Annotated in this window: 2 protein-coding genes and 1 pseudogene; 1 reads left to right on the top strand and 2 read right to left on the bottom strand. The window is 34.7% G+C overall.

The window, feature by feature from the left end; all coding sequences use genetic code 11:
* Nucleotides 1–57: 57 nt before the first annotated feature.
* Together BACCOP_RS08035 and BACCOP_RS08030 are read right to left on the bottom strand one after the other, a co-directional pair.
* Nucleotides 58–1,071, bottom strand: a complete 1,014-nt coding sequence (locus BACCOP_RS08035; RefSeq protein ID WP_007568084.1) for a FecR family protein — start codon at nt 1,069–1,071, stop codon at nt 58–60.
* A 54-nt stretch (nt 1,072–1,125) separates the two neighbouring features.
* Nucleotides 1,126–1,602, bottom strand: a complete 477-nt coding sequence (locus tag BACCOP_RS08030) for a sigma-70 family RNA polymerase sigma factor (protein ID WP_007568082.1) — start codon at nt 1,600–1,602, stop codon at nt 1,126–1,128.
* Nucleotides 1,603–1,785: 183 nt separating this feature from the next.
* Here BACCOP_RS08030 and BACCOP_RS08025 point away from each other — a divergent pair.
* A pseudogene (locus tag BACCOP_RS08025) lies at nt 1,786–2,229 on the top strand (hypothetical protein); the annotation flags it as partial.
* Between the last annotated feature and the right edge of the window lie 295 nt (nt 2,230–2,524).

The following is a 2,524-nucleotide window of genomic DNA, read 5'->3' as shown; positions in this document are numbered from 1 at the left end:
AATTTATATCTGCTATCAATACGAATTACACAATATAACGGGTACCACTTTAGGAAATTATTTTCCAACAATTATCGTTCTGTCTTCAAGTACAACAGGATTTTTACTGACATAATTCAATAATTCCACAACTGAAGCCAGCGATTCATTTCGAAATGCCTTAAAATGTAAACGAGTGTTCATACAATCCTTACTTTTAAATATTACACTCACATTATACCAGCGTCCCAGTTCACACAATATTTCAACCAATGTCTGATTATCAAAATAAAAATTACCTTCAGCCCAAGATGTAATATCTTCAGTTTGCGGTATTTTGACTGTACGCAACTCTTGTTGGTTTGTCAAAATAGCCTGTTCACCAGGATGAATAAATACACTATCCGTCTTTTGTTGTGAAGTAATTTTCAAAGAACCTGAGAGCAAAGTAATTTTCATCTCTTCTGTTGAATAGTCTTTTACATTAAAAACGGTACCTAATGCCTTAGTACTCAATTTACCAGATTGGACAATAAACGGACGAAGAGAATCTTTTGCAACATCAAACAGTGCTTCGCCTTGTAGTATAACCTTTCGTTCGTTTTGGCCAAATTGAGAAGTTTCGTAAGTAAGTTGACTCTCTGCATTAAGTGTAACACATGTACCATCAGGAAGTTCAAGTCGTTTTTGCATACCTCGTGGAACATAAACTGTTGTCATTCCATTTACTGTTTCTTCTTTTACAATCTGCACTGTTTGCGTTGCCTCAAAAACCCGCAATCCTCCTTCAACTTCTTTGGATAAACTAAATATAAAAAACAAAGCAATGCAAGAAGCTATCGCTAGACCTATTATTATTGGAATAATTGATGTTTTTTTATGATGACGCTCAAAAGTTCTCCATTCCTTATCAATATCAGGTTGAGGAATCTGTTGTCGAGCCAAAGATTCTTTAGCATATAATATAGTACGTGCATATCGCAAACATTCTTTATCGGAAAACAAACTTTTCAGTTCTTCTTGCGTAAAAGATGACGGATTTTCCAACGCTTCTAAAACATGAGCTAATTTATCTTCTGAATCTTGTTTCATGATACAAGTCTTTATTATAATGAATTATTATATGGTATCAGGATAATATCAAAGTTACTCTATATCAAATTCCCTCCGTATCAAACGTAAAACTTTCATAACATGCTTCTTTATGCCACTACTGCTAATATGATACTCCTGAGCAACTTCTGCATATTTCTTATTCTGAAAATAACATTGGATAAAAATACCTTTCGTGGGTTCTCCTAGTTTTTCAATAATTTTCTCGATACGTGACATCCGATATTCATATAGTTCTGAATCATCAAATTCTTTCTGTGAGATAAGATCGTAAAGATCAGCATACTGCTGTTCTACTTTTTTATGCCGTAAGTAATCAAGACATCTGTTACGAACAAGCGTATAAAGATAGGAAGACAATGTTTCTAATTTCAACTCATGACGCTGAATCCAGATTTTTTCGAAAACATCATTTACTATATCTTTTGAATTTTCCTCGTCTGTAATAAATTGAAAAGTATAGTAGTCAATACTTCGGTAAATTTTTACCGATAAATTAAAATTAAACATAGAATCGGCATAATCCGGTTCAAAAATATATTCAAGAGATCATTGAAATACTGTCAAGAATGAATCGTCAAGGAGTAAGAAAAGGGATGAAAAAGATATGCTAAACAGCTGAAAACCAACAGAAAAAGTATTGCATAATTTGTTGATTATTAGTAAATTAGAAGTATTCCACCACTTTTAATTATGACTAAAGAATCACTCCTTATGCAATACCAATCCGAGTGCAGAAACGCTCTCGAATCAGTTGTAAATATAAGCAAATCTTTTCAGAAAGTATTCATGGATGCAATGAAATTGTTCATGGCTATACCTAACCGCATCAATTTCCTTCAAATGGGACGATATGGATGTTTCTCGGAACAGACATACCGGAACAATTTTGAGAATGATGACTTTGACTGGTTTTCCTTCAATGAAGCCATCATCAGGGAACACCTTAAAGGTGGTCGCAAGGCGATAGCCGTTGATCCGTCTTTCATTCCAAAATCAGGCAGCAAACGCCGTGGACTGTCTATTTCTGGTCCTGTTGTGCTATTGATTGCAAACGTGTATGTGTTTTATCCGGTATTGCAGATTTTCGTTGACACTTATGCCTGCAGACTTTTGGTCTCCTGCCCTATACTTGATACGGCTCGTTGTATCTGTTACTCGTAAGAATCTGTAAATCCTGAATTCTTTACTTTATCAGTATGAAACCCATCCTGAATGTCTCTAGAGAAAAGTCTGATGGATTCTCATATCGCCATCACACTTTCGTCCTTTTTGTGATGTACTCTGCTCTTTTTTTTCTCTCTTTTCTGGATTTCTTGGGGTTTCTGTTATCAGCTATATATTGTTAGACTCTGTGTTATCATTTGTTGCCTGACTACTCTACTACCACTCTTCTCCACGATCCTTTCTGCTATTTTGCTTATTAGTCTTA

Origin of the sequence: Phocaeicola coprocola DSM 17136, from assembly GCF_000154845.1 — a bacterium.
GTDB classification, from domain to species: domain Bacteria; phylum Bacteroidota; class Bacteroidia; order Bacteroidales; family Bacteroidaceae; genus Phocaeicola; species Phocaeicola coprocola.
Note: the sequence above shows the minus strand (reverse complement) of the source record. Positions and strands in the feature narration are given on the sequence as shown.